Source organism: Paludibacterium flexuosum (assembly GCF_037076605.1).
In the GTDB taxonomy this organism is placed as follows: Bacteria; Pseudomonadota; Gammaproteobacteria; order Burkholderiales; family Chromobacteriaceae; genus Paludibacterium.
The window spans coordinates 1,537,997-1,556,180 of the sequence record NZ_AP029060.1; the positions used below are offsets into that span (position 1 = coordinate 1,537,997).

Consider the following 18,184-nt stretch of genomic DNA (forward strand, 5'->3'; position numbering starts at 1 on the left):
CATGGATACCTTGCTGCAACTACAACACTGCCGGCTGGCCCAGGGCCAGCAATCTTTCGGCCCCTTCAGCCTGGCCATTGGCCCGGGTGAACGGGTCGCCATCCTCGGCCCCAGCGGCGCGGGCAAATCCACCTTGCTGCATGCCATGGCCGGTGATCTTCCCCCTCAGTCGGGCAGCATCCTGCTGGCCGGTCGGCCGCTGGCATCCTGGTCGCTCCCCGCCCTGAGCCGCCGCCGGGCCGTCCTGCCGCAATCCACCCGGGTCGCTTTCGCGTTGACCGTCGAGCAAGTCATCGCCCTGGGACGCCTGGGCCGAGAGGATGGCCTGACCGGCCAGTTCGTGGCCGCGGCCGCGGCCCTCGCCGCCTGCGGCCATCTGCTCGGACGCAGCATCGACAGCCTGTCCGGCGGCGAAGCGGCGCGGGTGCATCTGGCCCGGCTGTTTGCCCAGCTATGGGATATTCGCCAGGGGCTGATTCTGGTGGACGAGCCGCTCAGTGCCCTGGACCCCGGCCTGCAACACCTGCTGTCACGCCAGCTCGACCGCTTTGCCCGCGAACGCGGCCATGCCCTGCTGGCGGTACTGCATGACCTGAATCATGCCGTTCGTCATTTCGACCGTTTGCTGTTGTTGCGTGCCGGGCAACTGGTGGGCGATGTGCCGACCCGAGCGCTGGACCAGACCCTGCTGCAGGCCCTGTACGGATTGCCATTCAGCCGGGCGCACACCGACAGTGGTCAGGCAGTGTGGCTGCCGGCGGCTTGATGATGCGAGGGCCAGGCAACGCCCGCCCCGGGAACAGAGAGATTACCCCTGGCAGGTACGCGGCGCCGGGGAGGAGAAAGTCAGCGGCCTATCCGCCTCCTCGGCCGCCAGCACCTGTCGCAGCAGGGTACGGGCCTGACCGATGCTCAGCGGCAGCGGACCTTCCGGGATCAGGCCGTCGCGCATCAGGATTTCGGCCAGATGAGCGACCCGCGGCAACCGCAGATCGATCGCCCGGACCACCTCGCGCTGGTTGAACACTTCAGTCGGACTGCCGCCCAGCAGCATTCTGCCGCGATCCAGCAGAAACACCCGATCGGCCAGCAAGGGCACGATATCCACATCATGGGTGGCAAACAGCAGGGTCACACCCAGCTCACGGTTGATCTGATTCAGCAGCGACACCAGCATCCCGGCGGCCTTCGGGTCCAGCGCATTGGTCGGCTCGTCGAGCACCAGCACCTTGGGACGCATGGCCAGCACGCAGGCCAGAGACAGGCGCTTCTTTTCCCCCCCGCTGAGATTGAAGGGGTTGCGACTGAGGTAATCGCTCATCCCGACAACCTCCAGCGCCCATTTCACCGTCGCGTCCAGCGTCTCGCCGCGCTGTCCCATATTCATCGGCCCATAGGCCACTTCACGGTACACCGTGGCATTGAACAACTGGTCGTCGGCATCCTGAAACACCATGCCGACCTGACGGCGCAAGGCCGGCAGATTGGCACGACAGACGGGCAGGCCTGCCACGGTCACCTGTCCCGAGCTCGGCAGCAACAGACCGTTGAACAACTGGAACAGGGTCGACTTGCCGGCGCCGTTGGGGCCAAGCACCGCCACCCGTTCACCGGCAGCAATCGACAGATCCAGCTGATGCAGGGCCTGACAGCCATCGGGATAGGTGTAGCTGACCTGATTCAGCTCGATCATGGGGTGTGTCATCGGTGGTCAACCCAGCCAGTAATTGAAAAAAGCCAGCAAGCTCAGTGCGCACAGGCCAAGCAGGCCGACATAGTAATCCCGCCGGGAGATGGCCGAACGGAAGTGCGTCATGACCGGACTGTTCTCGTCATAGCCGCGCGCCAGCATGGCCTGATAGATGCGCGTGCTGCGATCCAGCGACTTGATGAGAATGCTGGCCGCCAGCCGGCCGACATCGGCCACACGCCCAAGCCAGCCGGCCTCGGCCCCCAGGCGGCTCAATTGCGCCCGCCGCATGGTCTGTGCGGTGTCCTGCAGAATGAACAGGTAGCGGTACATCATCTCAGCCAGCTCGATCATGATGAGCGGCACTCGACAAAGCCGCAGGGTCGCCAGAATCTCCACCATCGGGGTCGTCATCGCCAGCAGCGCCGCCAGGGTCACGGCAGCCATGATGCGCAGGAACAGCAAGCCGCCGTATTGTAGCCCCTCGGCATACACCCTGAGCGTCCAGCCCCAGAGCGGGACTTGCCACAGCACCTGACTGCCGCGCGTCAGCATGACACTGAGCAGCACCACCCAGGCAATACCCAGCGGCATCAGCAGACGACGACACAAATCGCGCCCGTTGAGCCCCAGCAGCGCGAACAGCGCCAGCGCCCCCAGCCACAGCGCGAGCGCCAGCACACCATGCCGCAAAGTCGAGGCCACGACGACCGCCGCCAGCAACAACAGGGTCTTGATGCGGCCATCTGCCCCGGCCGCGGCCGAGGCAGCGACGGCATCATGGCGTGCCAGGCTGACCACTCAGTCTTCCTGCTGACAACGGCACTGACCTTCACGCCGCCCGAAAAGCCGCAGCCAGTGATAGCCGACAATCAGACCGGCAAAGAAGTTGGCAACCGAGAAAGCGCCGACCTGGGCATCGCCCGGCAGCTCAAGGAAGGGATGATGATCGCGCTGCGTGACCTGGGTCGCCAGGTTATTCACATGATCATCCGTGCCGGCGGCTTCCATCTGGTGTGCACTCATATAGCGTGCCGAGACAAAGATGAACAGCAGCAAGGCACACATCACGGCCAGCATGCAGCGGGTAAAGCCATCGAAGAAACGGTTCTGCGACAGATCGCGTGCGGGATGTGACATCTCAGGCTCCTTTGCTGACGAGGATGCCGGGCAACAGATCGGGCCGGCGGCTGGCCATCGCCTGCAGCACGACGGCGGTAAACACCCCCTCGGCCAGGGCCAGGGGCAACTGGGTCGGGGCATAACCCATGAAGAAAATCATCCACTGGGTCAGCAGCGGCATATTGCCGTGCAGACTCCAGGCCAGCTCGAAGGCACTGACCAGATAAGTCATCAGGTCACCGACCACCCCGGCCAGGCCGGCAGCCAGCCACAGCGGGCAATTCAGCGCGCGCAGGCTTTTCCACAGCACATAGCCGGACAGGGCGCCGGCGATCCCCATCGAGAAAGTATTTGCGCCAATCGTGGTGATACCGCCATGACCAAGGAAAATTGCCTGGAAGAACAGCACGATGGTGGAGATGACCGCGGACGCCCAGGGGCCGACCAGAATCGCCGCCAGCGCCGTGGCGCAAGGATGCGAGCATGATCCGGTCACCGGCACCGGCAAGTGCATGGCGGAAATGACGAAGACTGCCACGCCGATCATGGCCAGGAACGGCTTATAGGACAGGTTTTCCTGTACCTTGCGTTTGATCTGATAAATCCCGGGAACGACGAACACGGCGGTCGCCGCGTACCAGACTGCGCATGCCTGTGGTGACAGGATGCCATCTTCAATGTGCATGAACTGCTCTCCCTTGCGAAGAACGGATCCGGCGGATCCAAGCCGGCCAATCACCAAGGGAAATCCGATCCGGAGCCACACACCGAAGTCGCAGGCGCACAACCGCAGAACCGTTCCCCACCCCAGAGATTGGCACTACCGATGACCCAGGCCGGTCTTCTGGCTCGCCTTCATCCTCCTCGGCCGGCCTTCCCGCACCGCAAAGCGGCACAGTGGCATGTGGCAGATTCGTCAGGCCTACAGCAGCGGGGGCTGCGCCGGACTGGCTGCATGGCAGCGTCACCGGCTTCCCGTTTCACTCCTCCCATGGACATGGGTCAGAGCACCTGGATCAATTGTCATGTCAGGACGACGTGTCGTCCGACATAAAATAGCTTCGCAGTATACCCCTTTGTCAAACAAGCCGCGCGGAGTCAGGTCAAGTCCAACGCACAAATGTAGCCAGTTGCGCTTACTGCAGCATGTAGGTTTCGTACTCAAGCCGCTCCAGCTTGCGATCCAGCGCCGCCAGCCCGATCACCACCGCAATCAGCATGGCTCCGGCAAACCCATAGCCATACCAGGCGGGGTTGAGTTGCAAGGTGATTCCCGTCAGCAGCATGTTGAGCAACAAAAAACCGCTGGTCGCCGCCAGCACCACGCGACGTTTGTCGAGGTAGAAAAAAATGTTGATGATGCCGAGGAACACCACCTGCAGGCTGGCGGCAATCACATCGACCTGCAACAGCGGCAGGTACAGGACCGAGATCCCCAGCCAGCGCAACAGCTCGGCGCCGCTGGCAAACAACAGGATGGCCGCAATCGACTGCACCTTGACGATCTCGTACAGCCCGGTACGCAGGGCATCGACCATGCCGTTGCGGACATTCTCGATATGCTGCAGCGAAGCGCCTTCCCGGACCGCGCTATAGAAGGCATCGTAATACTCGACGAAATCGGTTTCGATGCGCATCAGGAACACCGCCATGCCGGGAATGATCGCCAGATAGGCCAGAAAGACCGGCATATCGTAAATGATCGAGGCATGCAGCGGGCCGATCACCGCCTGACCGGTGGCCGGGGCATACCAGAACATCAGCTTGTCCACCCAGATACCCAGGTTGTACAGCAGACCGATCCACATCAGCGCGGTATGGCGATGGGCCTTGTGGAACATTTCAAACGAAATGAACAGACGGCCGGGAAACTCACGGTAGATCAGCAACAGCAGACCGAACAGCAGCACGCACTGACCGAGCACGAAGCCGGCCAGCAGCCCCTCCAGACCATGGGTATTCAGCAGCAGCGAGCCCACGACGGTGGCGCCGTAACCGATCAGGAATACCAGCAGGATATGCATGTACCGTTTCTGACCGGAAAGGAAAATGGCGGCGATCCAGATATTGGCCAGGATCACGAAGCCGCTGAGCATGAACAGGCGATACACCCCGGATGTACCGTGGAACAGCCACAGAATGGTCGGCACGCCAAACAGCAACGCGCCCAGATTGATCAGCAGCACGACGCCGTGAAAATTCGACAGCACCAGATCTTGCCGCTTCTCGAACAGGCGGTCGGCGGTAAAGCGGGTATAGGCCAGCTGGAACGGACCGGTCAGCACCAGACTGCCGGCGATCAGATAGGTGACGGACACCTGGAACTGGGCAATCAGAAAGGTCGGGACCACAAACGGCAGGCTGAGCACACCGATCAGCAGGATGCCCACGATGGACAGCATCCACGGACCGGCACTGATCAGGCCGGCATAGGTATACGCCTGCAACAGGCCTGCCAGCGAATTACGCCGCAGCATCTTGCGCAATTCAAATCCGATACCGGCCATCAGCGCCCCTCCCCGCCATCCGGCGGCATCGCCAGCAAGCGTTCATAGCGTTCACGATAGCTGCCAATCATCTGCGCCTGCGTGTAATAGCGCTCCACCCGGGCGATGCCCGCACGTTGCGCTGCCTGCCAGCGCGCCGGGTGCTGCAGCAGGGACAACACGGCACCGGCCAGGGCTCCGGGGTTGGCAATCGGCACCACTTCGCCGGCGCGGCCCAGTGCGGCATCCTCACCGGGGCGGCCGTCAATCAGCTCGCGACAGGCACCGACCTCGGTGGTGACGGCCGGTACGCCGGCGGCAAAGCCTTCCAGCACCACCAGCGGCAGGGCCTCCGAAATCGAGCTGAGCACCACCAGTCCCACCCGCGGCAACAAATCCTCTACCTGCTGCATGCCGAGAAAGCGCACTTTCTCGCTCAGGCCGAGACTGGCGACCAGACGGTGGCACTCATTGGCATAGTCTTCGTCTTCATCATCCGGACCCGCCACCCAGGCCTCGGCCTCGGGCATGGTGTCCAGAATCGTCAGCATCGAACGGATGAAGGTTTTCACGTCTTTGATCGGCACCACCCGGCCGATCAGGCACAGCACGGGGGGAATGGCGGCCGGTCGCAGATCGCGCAACCGGGCAAACCGTTCGAGCTGAATGCCATTGGGAATGGTGCAGGTCTTTTCCTCGGGCGCACCGTCGCCGATCTGGCGCTGGCGGTTGCCCTCGTACAGGGCGACGATATCGCTGGCCGAGTCGTAACACATCTGTCCCAGCGCCATGAAAAAACGCATCCAGAGATCGCGGAAATAGCCGATCTGTGCAGCATCGCGCTCGAACACGCTGCGATTATCGCGAATCCACTGACTCTGAAACAGGTCGATCTTGCGTTCCTTGGTATAGATGCCGTGCTCCGACACCAGCAAAGGCTGGCCGCGCCGCTGCTGCAGCATGGTACCGAGCAGGCCGGCATAACCGGTCGAGACGGTATGGAATACCCGCACCGGGATCAGTTGCTCCGCCACGGCGGCCAGCTTCCAGATCGACTGGTGCATGATGCGTACCGTCCAGAAGTAGTCGGTAAACGACGGATCGGTGCAGTACTCGCGATAGTTGTCGGTCAGAAACTGCCAGGCTTGTTCGGAATGGGCGAACACCTCGGCGGACAACTTACCCCCGGGCTGCATCAGGGGCATCAGCTGGCGCAACATGCTGCTGGCCTGATGTTTGCCCTGCGGGCTGCGCAGTTTGCCGTGCAGCGACGCCACCTGGCGGAACACCTCGGGGTCACCCCGCAGACTGGGTTTGACAGGCTGGCGCTGCGGGTCAACGGCGAAATCGAACAGATAGTGACACTCCATGTGCACCACGTTGTCCGGCAAGGCATAGGCCATCTCGCCATAGCTGTCGGGGCTGCTGCCGATGAATACGATGGCAAAGCGCAGATCGGGAAAGGCACGGATCATCTGGTTGATCCAGCTGGAGACCCCGCCGCGCACATAGGGGAATGTTCCCTCCAGCAGCAGGGCGATATCGGCCTGTTCGGCCTTGGGCAGAAGGGGACTCATGGCTGATCACTCCAGTAACGGATCACCGGCTGCATGACCGGCAAGGCACTGGAAAGCGGCTGAGCAGCCAGCAGCGCCTTGACCTGGGCATAGTCTTTATCCAGATAGGCGACCTCCGCCAGGTAGGGCAGGAGGCGCAAACGCTCAAAGCCATGCACCATGGCCAGATCCAGCATGGTCGTCGCCGAGGCGGTATCGCCCCGGTCCAGGGCCAGCCGGCCGCGCAGGCGCCACAAAGAGGCATCGCCCGGCATCAGCGCCAGCGCTTCGGCCGCATAACGATCGGCCTCGCGTGCGGCATGGCGATACACATCACCCTGCACCAGATAGGAATACACCAGTTCGTTGTACAGCAGGGCCAGCTCCTTGTTGACGCGATAGCGCTCGCTCTTGCTGAGCGTCAGCTTGAGTCGGGGTAATTGGTCGAGAATTTTCTGGGTCAGCTCTTTCTCCTGGCGATCCAGCATCCAGAAAGCCAGCAGCCGGATATCTTCAAACTGATCGTCCAGCATGGTGCGCAGCAAGGGGGACACGGTGCGCATCGGCATGGCCTGCATGGCCATCAGGGCGGTCATGCGAAACGACGAGGCCGCCCCCTGGCTTTGCAGCACCGATTTGAGGTGCGCCCCCCGGCCGAAAGAGGTCGATGCCTGCGGTGCCAGGAAGGTGGGCGCCCAGGTCAGCTCGATCGGCAAATCCTCGGGTTCGGCCGGCAGGCGCGAAGCGAGGGCGATGGCGCCACAGGTCAGCAACAGGCCGCCGATCGGTACGGCAAACAGATAGCACCAGAGAAACAGCCCGGTGAGTGCCTGGCGATGCTTGAACCGCCGCGGCAGCAAGGTCAGCGTGGCCGGGGTGGCCAGCAAGGCCGCCAGTGCCTGCAACAGCAACATGCACACCACCCAGCTGCTGCTGGCGGTCTGCATGGGTGCCGTCAGCAGACGGTACAGGACATAGCTTTGCAGCAGGATGCCGGGCATCAGCAGCGGAATGGCGCGGCGCAGACGCGCGGCGATCAGCAGCTCAGACATCGATCTGGCACCGGCGGAAGAAGGCAGCCAGCTCGCGTGCCGGCGCCTCGGTGGGCAGGGGCATGGTATTGACCGACACGCGGCCAGTCTCGAAATCCACACCGAACTGGGCGCGCATGCTCTCCTCGATACGCAGCAGGAATCCCTCGACGGCGCTCTCGCCAGACAAAGGCATCAGCACCACGATGGCATCACGTTCCGGCCCGGGGATCACCCACTGCACATCCAGGGCACGACGGCTCATCTGCAGATGGTCGAACAGGGTTTTGCCCATATCGGTCTTGGCAAAGCTCAGGGCGACCAGAGAGGAGTCGATGCCGGACTGGTGCGCCAGCCGGACCAGGCGCGAGAAATCCAGGGCAAAGTCTGCCGGACAGCTCGGATAGACCGAGAGCAGCAGGCCGGCCACGGCACCTTGCCGCACGCCGTCGGCGTAATAGCCACTCAACACCAGCAGGAATTGCAGGTTCTCTTCGCTCAGCGCCATGAAAGGCATGTGCCGTACCACCAGCACGCCCAAAATCTCATCCACGGCATCGACCAGCGGCACCACGGCAATGTAGTCGGTCTTGATGCCGGGGGCCAGCTGCTTGCTCTGGACATGGGCCAGCGTGCGATGTGCCAGCGCATAGCGCACCAGAATATCCTGACGATCGAGATGGAAGGGTGCCCCCACGGTGGCAGCAGGCTCCTCATCCGGCACGCCCCGGTGACAGACATGCAGCTGTGCCCGCTCCAGCTGGCAGGCATGGGCGGCAATCTCGACAAAGCGACGCGCATGTCGCTGCTGCAGATCCGGCTCCTGATCCGGATTCAGCCCTTCCAGTTGCAGTGACAGGGCGCGCAACTGCGACAGGGAGTCACGCAGGGTCGCCGGCCGCGACAACAAGTCATGTTCGAGCCGTTCGTGTGACAGCCGCAGCAGGAAGTGGGTCTTGGTCAGCACCCCCAGGCGCTCGTTCAGGTAGTCGGTGACGGTACGCATGTGACGCAGTTTGCTGCCCCAGGTATCGCCGAACTGGCCGCCGATCAGCACCAGGGTGAACCCGCCCAGGAAAAACGGCAGCGGGAAGGGCTGCTCTGCCGAACGTTGCAGGCTGTAAGCCAGCAACAGCAGCAGGCTGGACAACACCCCCTGCATCAAGCCATAGCGCAAGGCACAGATCAGCGGCACCAGCCAGATCCAGCCGAAGCCGGCATCAATCAGCAGCGGATCGGCCGGGTTGGCCAGGTGCAGCAATAACAAGATAGCCAGGGACACCAGCACAGTCTCCATGGCAATCAGTGCCGGCGCCCGCTGACGCAGGCGCTCGGAGGCAATCAGCGATACCCAGCGCGAGCCCCCCTGTGCGGCATGGCCACGGCGCAACTTGAAGGCTTGCTCGGTTTTGCGACCCTTGGTTTTGGCTTCAGACAAGTCAGCGACTCCCGGCTTAGTCCACGATGGCACTGGTCAGTGGTGACAGCAATTTGCGCGACAGCGCCGCGGCCACGCCGGCCAGCGAATTGTTGCCCCACCCTTCCTGATGACCGGCGCCGCGCCAGATGACTTTGCCACTCTCCAGGTCGATCAGCTGCAAGGTCAAACCCACCACGGGTTCACCATCCACGCCCACCTTGTAGCGCCACTCGATGACCGAACCGGTCAGGGCATAACGGGCATGAATGCTGCGGGCCCAGGCCAGGCCGCGCGCACGCTGATCGGCCGCAGCCGGTTCGAACAAGGTTTCTTCGCCGTTGTCCGCCACATAGCGCTGTACATCGGATACCCCGCGCGTACTCAGGACCGTGGCCGCCAGTTCGGCAGCCCGCTGTCCTGCCATCGGCGTATCGGTCAGATTTTCCAGCGGCAGGACGGCCCAGGGTTGTGCGCCGGACAGCGCCGCAGGCGGCGGCGCAACCTCGATGCCGGCACAGGCACTCAGCCCGAGTGCCACCACAGCCAGCAACAGCAACTGTTTGATGCTTCTCATTTTTGACTCCTCAAAACCGATTCCTAATAAAACCAGCTATAGCGCACCCCGACTTCGGTCACCGGGGAAGACCCCTGGGCCGCCATGTCCTGGTGCTGGTAAAAGAGCGACAAGCGATCACGGCCAAACACCGAGCCCACCACCCCCAGATTGATGCTAGCCCCCCAGCCGGCATGACTGTCGTAGACCGGTCCGGCCTCCAGGTAAGGGCGGAACGCATGGCTGTAGCCCCCCGGCAGATCGGTCCCGAAACTCAGCAGCAGCCCGCTCTGGGTAAAGGTCTGCGGCATGATCTCGGCAGCGGCGCTGGTGCCGGGATTCGGCAACAGCGTGAGTCCCGACGGCGTCACGCTGCCATACGGACTGTACTGACCATGATTGGCGACCAGGTGGGCGGTAAAGTCCGGATAGCCAAAGCGGAATTTGTAGCCGGCATCCAGGCTGGCCTGATACCCCTCCCCCAGGAAGCTGCGATCCTGCAGGTAAAAACGGTCGTATTCAACACGACCGCTGGCAAACCAGCGCCCCTGCTGCCAGCTGCCCCCCAGGGCGGCGAGGTTCTTCATCCCGCCCAGCAGCAAGACACTGGTCTCTTCGGCGTTTTGCGCACTTCCCAGCGCATAGTTCAGAGCACCGCCGCGGATACTGCCCTCCAGGCGCACCTGGGTGATGCCACGCCACCCCTGGCGCGAGGCCACCGTCACGGTCTGGTCAGTATCGATCCCCTGCCAGCGGTAGCCGAGCGAGACCGTATGATCCTGTCCAGGGGCACCGGGCAGCACCGCCGCATCGCTTCGCTGGTTGCGCTGGAGAAATCCCAGCTGCAGGGACTGACGCTCGTCCAGTCGCAGTCCGGCACTCAGCCCGAACTGGTCATAACGCAGTGCGTTCTGGCGCACACTGCGCCAGAACGGCGTGACTGACTGGGCATTGGCCTGCAACTGCTCGCGCAGCGTGGTTTGCAGGCTGTCATTGTCAGGCTGGTGCTGCATGGCTGCGAAGGCAGATGACTGGGCCTCGGCCAGACGTCCGGTCTGCACCATGGCTTCGATGCGGTTTTCCTGAGGTAACTGCCCCCGTTTTTCTGTGAGCAGGCGGTTCAATGCCACGGTGTCCCGGGCCTGCAGGGCCAGTGCCACCTGCGCCTGTGCCGGTTGTGCCAGCCAGTTGAGATAGCGCCGGGTCAGCCAGGACTTCACCAGGGCATGCGCTTCGTGCGATTGCGCCCAGGCCAGCGCCGCATCGTTCACCGCAGGTGGCAGAGGTTCGCCCGCCTGCTGCATGCCCTGACGCAGCAGCGCCAGGCCATGGTCGGCGTCGGTAAACTGGCCGGACAGCGCGACCAGGGCCGGCAACAGGGTCTGGCGTGCGGCGGCGGTTCTGGACCGGGTCAACCGGGCAGGCAGCAGATCGCGCCAGACATGCTGACGCAACTGCCAGGCCGCACCGGGGCGCTGTGCCAGATCCATGGCCTCGGCATAGGCCAGCAACCAGAGCGGATCTCGCTCGCGACCACGCCGGGCCAGGGCAAAGTAATGCAGCGCCTTGTGCGGTTCGCCGAGGGAGAGCCAGGCGGCCGCATAAGCCCCGATCAGACTGGCATCACTCTCGGCCCGCGCCGCAAACCGGGGCAGCAGTTGCCGCAACATGGTGTCCTGTCCCTGAGCAATCAGGCCCCAGATCCAGGCCGCCTGCACGTCACTGCTGCGCGGGGCCAGCCGGGCGGCATGCGACAGGTCAGCCAGTCCGGCGACCGGCTGTCCGCTTTGCAAAGCGTAATCGGAGCGCGCCAGCAGAAAATCGGCACTGCGCTCTGCCTGATGCAGTGCCTCGGGACTCAGACTGTTCAACAGCGTATCGACGGCAGCCAGATCCCCCAGGCTGACATAGGCAGAAATGGACCGGGCCAGAAACGGGATATGGCCGGTTTGCCGATACAGCCGCAGCGCCAGCGGCGCACTCTCGCGCGGGCTGGCCGCCATCGCCTCCAGCAGGTGCTCACCACTGCCGATCCGTGAGTCCGCATCGTTCAGCAGTTGCCGGTCTGCCCGCAGTGCCGCCTCGCGGTCCTGCAACTGACTGGCCATCACGCTATAGGCTTGCCAATACTCCACATCGGCCCCGGTGGCCAGGGGCCGGGCAGCATCGAGTGTAGCCAGACTGGCGGCATACTGTTGCTGGCGGAATTGCCCCTTGGCCAGGGGCAAGGCATAGGCTGGCCGGGGCGCATCAATCTGCATCAGCAGCTGCCAGGTTTGCAGCGCCAGGGCATCGTGGCCGCTGCGCCAGGCCAGGTCGGCCACACGGCGCAGGATCTCGATGCGTTGCGGGCCATTGCTTCTGGCCTGCAGGAAGCTCAGGGCCTGTTCCGGCCGACCCGCCATTTCCTCAGCCCGCACAATCTTGTCGACCAGGCTCAGATCACCCGGACGCTGCCCCAGTTGGTGCCGGTAGAGCTGCAACTGCGCCTCGGTGTCATTCAGGCCCTTGGCCAGGGTTTCCACCTGGCGCCACATCGCTTCATCGCCATGCTGTTGCGCCAGCTGCAGGAACTGCGCCAGTGCCGTGGCCGGATCGCGGTTCCACAGCGCGGCCTGGGCCAGACGCGGCTGCCACAGCGCCGGATCCAGGTGACTGTCCATGGCCAGGCGGGCAATTTTCTGTGCATCGCCGACATTGCCATTGGCCATGAAGACCTGATAGGCCAGATCCAGATCCTGGGCGCTGTGCACCCCGCTTTGATCCAGGCGGCGCACGCTGGGCGCCTCGGCTCGCGCCGGCTCGACGCGCGCCGCCTGGGCGCGCTGCGGCACCGGCTCTCCCGGCAAACGGGAAACAAAGCCGGCTCGCGGCTGAGGCTGGGGATCTGGCAGGGCGGGCGGCGCCGCTTTCAGCAAGCGACGAACATAATCCTCGGCCAAATCCGGCCGGCCGCTGGCCAGAGCCAGTCGGGTCAGAAAACGCAGCGTCTCGGCATCATCCAGCAACTTGCCGGCATGCTGTTCGGCGGCCTGCATGGCCTCGGGCAGCAGGTTGCCCATCTGCAGGGCGCGCAAGCCGGCCAGGAAATCCTGCCGCTGCCGGGCGCTGTCGGTTTCATGTTGCTGGGCAGCAAAGCAGGCACGGGCTGCAGCAAGGTATTGCCGCTGAGCAAGCAGCACCTCGCCGGTCTTGCGCCACCAGTGGGCGGCCCGTGCAGGTTCACGTTGCGCCAGTTGTGCATAGAAGCGTGGCGTCAGATGCTGAACACCCCCCTGACGGGCCGTCTCGGCCAGCGCCTCCAGCTGACTGTTCTGCCATGGCAGCGGCAGGGCTTGCTGTAACAACAGCGCCAGTTCATCGCTGCGCAAGGCGCGCAACTCGGCATCGCGCGCGGAGAAAACGGCGGTTTGCGCCAGGCCGATCTCGATCAGCAGCGCATCCTGACGCGTCGCCGGGTCACGCGAGGCCTTGAGGCGGGCGATCAGGCGATGGGCATCGCCGGCCCGCTGCCCTTTCAGGTATTCACGGGTCAAGGTGCCCAGGACGTCGGGATTATCCGGCTCAACGCGCTGCCAGGCCTCCAGATAGGCAATGGCCAGCTGGTCGGATTGCGGTTGCCCGAGCAAGCGCCCCTGCAGCGAGGTACGCGGGAAGACCAGTGCCAGCAGCAATACCAGCAACAAGGCCAGTCCGGCCAACTGATAGGGCGGCAGCAGCCGCAGTCGCTCAGGCTTGACAGGAGACATCGACATGCACGCTCTGCAGGGTCTGGGTCACCTCGACACCGACCTCCCCCAGACGGAACAAACGACCGTCAGCCGTGGCCTGGCCACTGACAGGCCGATCGTTGACCCTGACCTGGCAAGTGCTCAGGCCGGCCAGGGTGAATTGTGGCGCCACATGCGAGACCAGCTCGAATGACACTCCGGTGGGGGTACGACGGAAATCCTTGATACGCCCGTTGGCACTGGCCAGCCAGACCATCCTGGCGGCCTGGGCCTGCGCCAGAGGCAAAAGACGGAACCGGGCTTCACTGCCGGTCAGATGGACATACACGCCATCCGGACCGGGAAGAAATCCGGCCACCCCCTGGGCAGTCTGCAGGTCGGGGGCCTGGTCTGGGGACAGCCGCACGGTACGCAGTTCGCCGGCAGAGCGGATCAGCCAGTCTTCCCCTTCTTGCGCCACACTGGTCTGCTGCGTATCGAGCATGGTCTGTGCATACTCGGAGACGAAAACCGGGTGGATCGGCTGGCGGGCCACGCCTTGCAGGACGCTGTTGAGTGCCACCAGCGAGGCCTGCTTGGTGCCGGTAAACATGTGGTAGTAAATATCGATGGGCTTGAGCCGGCGCGGGCGCTCGGTCAGTTCGAAGGTTTCCAGCACCCGGCGGTATCCGTAATACGGCCCCTGCCAGAGGTTGGTATAGACCTCTTCATTCTGATTCGGGGCAAACAGCTGAAAATAGCCGTCTTTCCAGACCCCGTGCGGCGCCACGGCAGTCAGGCTGGGATTGCTGTGGGTCATCAGGGTGTCACCACCGTTCATATTGAACACCCCCGCCTGCTCGGCCTGCTTGAGCGCCACGGCCGGCACCTGACAATCCCCGCTCCACAGCACCACCTTGACCTGTTTACCGGGTGGCGCCATCAGACGGTTGATGCCGGCCACCGAGCCATCGATTTCTCGCGTCAGATTAAAGCGGTAGCCGGGTACATTGATGGACAGACCGTTCACCGAGGGCACGCCCGCCCCTTCCGCCTTGTCATAGTCTGTCGTCGACACCCCCTGGCCGGTCACCTGCATCCAGGGCAAGGGGTGGGTATAGGTATGGCTGGCCATCTCGACATTGGGCAAGTCAAAGATGCGCCGGGCAATGTCGCGCAGCTGCGGGGCAATGGCCGCATTGGGCCCTTCATCACTCACCTCCCCCTCGATGACCGAGACCGTCACCGGCAGCCCGTATTGTTTCAGCACCCGGTAGAGCGCTTCACCCGAATAGGTATCGCCGTTAGCGGCGTGAAACTCCACCCGGGAGGCAAACCCGTCACCATCGATGTGCGACATGAACAGGCGCAAACCATTTTCGGTCGTCGGATCGGGGACCGGCATGTCCGGCAGCTTCAGCGCCTGGCGCAGAAATGCGAATGGCTGCAGCACCCAGCGGGTTTGGCCGACCGCATCCATGGCGTAGACGGCGAAGGGCCGCATGACATAACCGCCCCAAGGCATCAGGGCGGCGGCATCCATCGACAGTTCGCCGGATTGCAGATGCAACAGCGAGCGCCCGCCGGCACCGACACGTACCGGCGTGAAGTCTCGCGGATTGGGCAAGGGCGGCATTTCATAGCCGATCAGCGACGGATCGGCATGGGTCACCTGCAGCGGGCCATCCATGGCGGCGCCGGCAGGCGTCAGGCCGAGCGTGCGGGCAAACTGGCCGGCGATCGGCATGCCAAAGGTGCCGATGAACACCACGCGCACACCACGATCGATCTGCTGCGTGACCCAGGCTCGCAGCTTTTCGGGATGTTCGACCGGATTATTCAGCCACAGCACCACCCCGGCATAGCGATCCTGCAGCGGGCCCTCGGGCAGGGTATCGCGGTTGATATCGAGATAATCAAGGCGATAGCCCATGTAATTGAGGGGGGTCGACAAATAAAGCACACCGTCCGAGACATTCAGGCTGACCCCGGGCGGCGGGTCTTGCAGCACCAGGACACGGCGCGGCATGGCCTGTCGGGCGCCGATGCCGACACGCTGCAATCCGGGGTCGGTGACATAGGGAATCAGCCCCTGGGACTGGATGCGGGCAACCGTATCGCGCGCGCAGGCAGCATCCTGATCCGGACAATAGTCAATCGCGATCACCGGCAGGTGATATTGCTCGCGCAGCGGTTTCACCTGCGCCATGAGCCAGTCGCGATCCGCCTGGGGAACATCGGTGAATCGTTTGGCGCCCTGATCCCAGCCCTTGTACAAGGACTCAAAGGCCACGGCGTCGGCCAGTTGATGAACCTGCGGCAGAATTTCGAATCCGCGATTGAAGACCAGCCGTGCCTCGGGATAGCGCTGCTTGACGGCACGAATGACCCGTACCAGCCCATCAATCTGCAACTGGCGCTCGCGGTCGTTTTTGGCGATGAGCTGGAAGGCATCCAGGGTATCGAGGAAGAAGCCGCGATAGCCGCGTTGCCACAGCGGGGTAATCACCTGCTCGACAAAGAAAGCCGGCCAGCCGGCGGCAGACTGATCGATGACCAGCGAGTCCCAGGCGTGATTGCCGCCTTTGAGCCAGCTCTTGGGCATGCGTGCGAAGTAGTCACGCTGGCGCGTGACTTCGCCGACGCTGGTATAGGCCAGCCAGTCGGTGTGCGGGGTACGGACCTGACGGGGATTGAAACCGCTGTCCGGCTCGACGACGACATGGTCAAAAGCCGTCAGGGCCTCGAGCGGCAAGGGAGCCGGCCCGTAATAGAAAGCATAGGAAGGCTGGGCAGACGGCCCGGGCGCCGTCGCGGTCGCGGATGCGGGGCGCAGCAGCAGCAGCGCCCCCGACAAAGCCAACACCAATGGCCGCACATAGCGGCTTAACCACCCCTTCGTTTTTTTACTCACGGCTCTCTCTCAGCGCCAATTCTTATTATTTTTTGTTTAAAATGAATATTAATTTACGATATAGTAATAAAGTATTTCAAAAGAAAGCAACAAACAATTTAAATACAAATGTTGCCAATGACAAAAGCATTAATGACAAAATCCTAAAGGTAGCAGGCACTTCATTCAAACAATCTGCCGCTTTACGCAAGAGGCGTGGTAAGGATGTCACACTCCAGTAAAAGGACAGAGACATCCCGGGGTACATCATGATTTCTGTGTACTCCATATGGGCGTAATTACAAGGCGCAGGCGATGCATTGGCTCGACTATAATTTGCGCGGAACAGACAAATAGGGCTTGATGTGCAGCTGACTTCCCCCCCCCTCCCCCCCAAGGCGGTCTTCTGGCTGGCCAGCCATGGCATTGCGACCCGTGCTGACCTGTTGCAGCAGGGCGTGGTGCGTACGTTCCTGCTGTTCAAGGCGGCCGGCCTGCCAGCCGGCAAGCGCCTGCTGTTCGCGCTGGAGGCCGCCGCCCGCGGCGTGCACTGGGATCAGCTCAGCGATCAGGACCGCCGGCAACTGCTGGACAGTCTGGCCACGCACCCGCCGGTACGACTGCCACCGGAGGCGCACGAGGCGGAAGGTTTCATGCGCCAGGCGCTGGCGCTGGCGGCGCGAGCAGCCGACGAGGGAGAAGTGCCGGTGGGGGCCGTGGTGGTGTATCAGGGCGAGGTGATCGGAGAGGGATTCAATCAGCCGATCGGCCGTTCCGATCCCTCGGCACATGCAGAAATGCTGGCCCTGCGCCAGGCCGCTGCCCGGCTGGGCAACTACCGCATGGCCGGCTGCGATCTGTATGTCACGCTGGAGCCCTGCCCCATGTGCAGCGGCGCACTACTGCATGCCCGGGTCGACCGGGTCATGTTTGCCACACCCGATCCGCGTACCGGTGCCGCCGGCAGTGTGGTCAACCTGTTTGCCGAACGGCGCCTCAACGCCCATACCGACTGTCGGGGCGGACTCCTCGCCGAGGCGGCCGCCAGCATGCTGTCCGGTTTCTTTCGCGCTCGCAGGGAGGCGGGTCAATGAAGAGCGGCTGGCTGCTCCTGTGCGGGCTGACGCTGGTCACGGCGCAGGCCGCCACCCCGGACCCGGGCTACATCCTTCACCAGCAGCAGGCCACACCGTTTACCGTGCTGCACCCGAATCCTCACCGGCATGGTGAGCCGTGGCTGCGCGTCAGCGTGGCAGAGCAGACGCTGACCGCCTATGACGCCATGGGTTTCACCCGGCAGGTCTATCGTGTTTCCACCGCCACCCTCGGCACGGGGGCAAAAGTGGGCAGCTATCAGACCCCACTGGGCTGGCATCAGGTCTGCAGCAAGATCGGGGACGGGGCACCGGCAGATGCCATCATTTACCACCGGGAAGTGACGCCCTGGCGTTACAGCGCCGAGCTGCATGCCGCCTACCCGGACAAGGACTGGATCCTGGCGCGCATTCTGTGGCTGTGTGGCATGGAGCCCGGCAAGAATCAGGGGGGCGATGTCGACAGTCATGATCGCGCCATCTATATCCATGGCGCCGGCTCGCATGTCGCCTTAGGTACCCCCACTTCACGCGGTTGCGTGCGCATGGCGGTCGGAGATGTGGTGCAGCTGTACGACCAGGTACCGCTGGGGATGGATGTGGTGATTGAGCAATGACCGGGAGGTAGA

14 protein-coding genes and 1 riboswitch are annotated in these 18,184 nt (G+C 63.3%); of the genes, 3 read left to right on the forward strand and 11 right to left on the reverse strand.

Translation table 11 applies throughout. The features are described 5' to 3' along the window. Window position 1: 1 nt before the first annotated feature. On the forward strand, window positions 2-766 hold the full coding sequence (locus tag AACH39_RS07285; RefSeq protein ID WP_215781495.1) for an ATP-binding cassette domain-containing protein: 765 nt from the start codon (window positions 2-4) through the stop codon (window positions 764-766). Window positions 767-808: 42 nt separating this feature from the next. Here AACH39_RS07285 and AACH39_RS07290 read toward each other — a convergent pair whose 3' ends face one another. The 11 genes from AACH39_RS07290 to AACH39_RS07340 form a co-directional block, all read right to left on the reverse strand. Beyond that, entirely contained in the window at window positions 809-1,705 is an 897-nt protein-coding gene (locus tag AACH39_RS07290) for an ATP-binding cassette domain-containing protein (protein ID WP_338621199.1), read from the reverse strand. A 6-nt stretch (window positions 1,706-1,711) separates the two neighbouring features. Further along, window positions 1,712-2,491, reverse strand: coding sequence for a cobalt ECF transporter T component CbiQ (gene cbiQ, locus AACH39_RS07295; protein ID WP_215781490.1), 780 nt, complete (start codon window positions 2,489-2,491; stop codon window positions 1,712-1,714). Continuing rightward, on the reverse strand, window positions 2,492-2,830 hold the full coding sequence (locus tag AACH39_RS07300; protein WP_215781488.1) for a hypothetical protein: 339 nt from the start codon (window positions 2,828-2,830) through the stop codon (window positions 2,492-2,494). Between the two features lies 1 nt (window position 2,831). Beyond that, window positions 2,832-3,497 (reverse strand): energy-coupling factor ABC transporter permease, encoded by a 666-nt coding sequence (locus AACH39_RS07305; RefSeq protein WP_215781486.1) that lies wholly within the window; start codon window positions 3,495-3,497, stop codon window positions 2,832-2,834. 131 nt (window positions 3,498-3,628) lie between these two features. Further along, window positions 3,629-3,842: riboswitch (cobalamin riboswitch) on the reverse strand. Between the two features lie 106 nt (window positions 3,843-3,948). Next, window positions 3,949-5,319: an exopolysaccharide Pel transporter PelG gene (pelG, locus tag AACH39_RS07310; RefSeq protein ID WP_215781484.1), complete on the reverse strand. Its 1,371-nt coding sequence runs from the start codon at window positions 5,317-5,319 to the stop codon at window positions 3,949-3,951. Continuing rightward, entirely contained in the window at window positions 5,319-6,875 is a 1,557-nt protein-coding gene (gene pelF, locus AACH39_RS07315) for a GT4 family glycosyltransferase PelF (RefSeq protein ID WP_215781481.1), read from the reverse strand. The genes pelG and pelF overlap by 1 nt, the downstream gene beginning before the upstream one ends. Continuing rightward, a complete protein-coding gene (locus AACH39_RS07320) occupies window positions 6,872-7,906 on the reverse strand; it encodes a hypothetical protein (protein ID WP_215781478.1) in 1,035 nt (344 codons plus the stop codon). The genes pelF and AACH39_RS07320 overlap by 4 nt, the downstream gene beginning before the upstream one ends. Beyond that, complete coding sequence (locus tag AACH39_RS07325) at window positions 7,899-9,323, reverse strand: PelD GGDEF domain-containing protein (RefSeq protein ID WP_215781476.1); 1,425 nt, start codon at window positions 9,321-9,323, stop codon at window positions 7,899-7,901. Before AACH39_RS07325 ends, AACH39_RS07320 begins: the two co-directional genes overlap by 8 nt. 16 nt (window positions 9,324-9,339) lie before the next feature. Next, a complete protein-coding gene (locus AACH39_RS07330; RefSeq protein WP_215781474.1) occupies window positions 9,340-9,879 on the reverse strand; it encodes a hypothetical protein in 540 nt (179 codons plus the stop codon). Window positions 9,880-9,902: 23 nt separating this feature from the next. After that, entirely contained in the window at window positions 9,903-13,613 is a 3,711-nt protein-coding gene (locus tag AACH39_RS07335; RefSeq protein ID WP_338621200.1) for a tetratricopeptide repeat protein, read from the reverse strand. Continuing rightward, a complete protein-coding gene (locus AACH39_RS07340; RefSeq protein WP_215781469.1) occupies window positions 13,588-16,482 on the reverse strand; it encodes a bifunctional glycoside hydrolase 114/ polysaccharide deacetylase family protein in 2,895 nt (964 codons plus the stop codon). The genes AACH39_RS07335 and AACH39_RS07340 overlap by 26 nt, the downstream gene beginning before the upstream one ends. Before the next feature lie 344 nt (window positions 16,483-16,826). On the opposite strand from AACH39_RS07340, the gene tadA reads away from it, so the two are divergent. Both tadA and AACH39_RS07350 read left to right on the forward strand, forming a co-directional pair. Next, window positions 16,827-17,555: a tRNA adenosine(34) deaminase TadA gene (gene tadA, locus AACH39_RS07345; RefSeq protein ID WP_338621201.1), complete on the forward strand. Its 729-nt coding sequence runs from the start codon at window positions 16,827-16,829 to the stop codon at window positions 17,553-17,555. After that, a complete protein-coding gene (locus tag AACH39_RS07350) occupies window positions 17,552-18,172 on the forward strand; it encodes a L,D-transpeptidase (RefSeq protein ID WP_338621202.1) in 621 nt (206 codons plus the stop codon). Before tadA ends, AACH39_RS07350 begins: the two co-directional genes overlap by 4 nt. Window positions 18,173-18,184: the final 12 nt, after the last annotated feature.

Coding starts and splice junctions, on each gene's coding strand:
- AACH39_RS07285 (WP_215781495.1), top strand. CDS start 2: ATGGATACCTTGCTGCAACTACAACACTGCCGGCTGGCCCAGGGCCAG.
- AACH39_RS07290 (WP_338621199.1), bottom strand. CDS start 1,705: ATGACACACCCCATGATCGAGCTGAATCAGGTCAGCTACACCTATCCC.
- AACH39_RS07300 (WP_215781488.1), bottom strand. CDS start 2,830: ATGTCACATCCCGCACGCGATCTGTCGCAGAACCGTTTCTTCGATGGC.
- AACH39_RS07305 (WP_215781486.1), bottom strand. CDS start 3,497: ATGCACATTGAAGATGGCATCCTGTCACCACAGGCATGCGCAGTCTGG.
- pelG (WP_215781484.1), bottom strand. CDS start 5,319: ATGGCCGGTATCGGATTTGAATTGCGCAAGATGCTGCGGCGTAATTCG.
- pelF (WP_215781481.1), bottom strand. CDS start 6,875: ATGAGTCCCCTTCTGCCCAAGGCCGAACAGGCCGATATCGCCCTGCTG.
- AACH39_RS07320 (WP_215781478.1), bottom strand. CDS start 7,906: ATGTCTGAGCTGCTGATCGCCGCGCGTCTGCGCCGCGCCATTCCGCTG.
- AACH39_RS07330 (WP_215781474.1), bottom strand. CDS start 9,879: ATGAGAAGCATCAAACAGTTGCTGTTGCTGGCTGTGGTGGCACTCGGG.
- AACH39_RS07335 (WP_338621200.1), bottom strand. CDS start 13,613: ATGTCGATGTCTCCTGTCAAGCCTGAGCGACTGCGGCTGCTGCCGCCC.
- AACH39_RS07350 (WP_338621202.1), top strand. CDS start 17,552: ATGAAGAGCGGCTGGCTGCTCCTGTGCGGGCTGACGCTGGTCACGGCG.